This is a genomic window from Janthinobacterium sp. NKUCC08_JDC (genome assembly GCF_019345575.1).
Classification (GTDB): Bacteria; Pseudomonadota; Gammaproteobacteria; order Burkholderiales; family Burkholderiaceae_D; genus Janthinobacterium; species Janthinobacterium aestuarii.
In genome coordinates, this window is the sequence record NZ_JAHKQW010000040.1 from 1 (window position 1) to 1,346 (window position 1,346).

Consider the following 1,346-nt stretch of genomic DNA (forward strand, 5'->3'; position numbering starts at 1 on the left):
ATCTCGGCCGCCGCCACGCAGCACGCGCAAGCGGACGATATCGCTGCTGCCGCCGCCGCCCTCACGGCGTCGATCTCGCTGGCAGCCACGCAAGCCGCGCTGGCCGCCGATCTCGCCGTCGGCACGACCGCGGCAACGGCAGCGAGCGCCCTGGCCGCGCTGAACCAGGCCCTGGCCGACGACGGCGCTGCCGCAGCAGCAGCCACGGCGGCGGCCAACGCGCAAGCGGCCCTGAATGCGGCCGTCACCACGCTCAACGCGGCGATATTGACGGCCAGCGCCTCGCTCGCCGCCGCCAATGCCGCTGCGGCAGACGACGCCACGGCGGCAAGCACGGCAGCCGCGGCCGCAGCGGCCCAGCTGCTTTCCGATGCGGCCTTGGTGGCCGATGTCGCCCTGGCGGCCCTTGCCACGGCGGCCAATAATGCATTGGCGGCAGCCAGCGCGGCGCTGGCCCTAGACGATGCAGCCGCCAATGCCGCGCACACGGCCGCCCTCTCGGCGGCCGCCACCCTGGCGGCGCAACTGGCCGACACGGCAGCCCTCAACGCCCATGCCGCACTCGATGCGGCCATCCTCAACCTGAACGCCGCCGTGACGGCCGATATCAACGCCACGGATGCCGACAATGACAAGACGCTGAAACTGAACCTCCTCATCGCCGCCCAGAGTGCGGCCGATGACGCGGCCCAGGCCAATGCCAATGCGGCTGCCGCCCATGCGGCGCTGGCGGCGGCCCAGGCCGACGATGCGGCTGCAGCCACCGCTGCCGCCAATGCCACTGCCGCGCATGCGGCGGCGGTCGCGGCGCAAAACGCCGATGCCGCCGCGGCAGCGGCAGCAGCGCAAGCGGCCATTTCCCTGGCCGCCACCCTCAATGCCCAGGCGGACGACACCACTGCGGCAGCAGCCGCCACCGCCGCAGCCAATGCGCAACTGGCGCTCGATGCAGCGCTGGCCGCCGACGCCGACGTCGCCGCCACGGCCGCCGCCGCGGCGGCAGCCCAGCTGGCGGCGCAAAACGCGCATGACGCTGATGTTGCGGCAGCGGCAGCGGCCGTTGCGGCCGCCATCACCCTGGCCGCCACACAGGCGGCGCAGGCCGATGACGCGGCAGCCGCGCTGGCAGCGGCCAACGCGGCCAACGCCCAGGCGGCGCACAATGCCGCCGTCGCCGACGACCAGGCCGCAGCCGATGCCGCCGCAACCGCCGCACTGGCGCAAGCGGCTGCCACGGCAGCGGCAGCCGCCGATGCCGCCGCCACCGCCAGCGCCGCCGCAGCGGCAGCATCGCTGCTCGCAGCCCAGGCGGCGCAAGCCGACGACACGGCCGCCAACCAGGCAGC

The 1,346-nt window shown here is 74.6% G+C and carries 1 pseudogene; it reads left to right on the plus strand.

Annotated elements, in window-relative coordinates:
* Nucleotides 1-1,346, plus strand: a pseudogene (locus KO538_RS28995) (hypothetical protein); the annotation flags it as partial.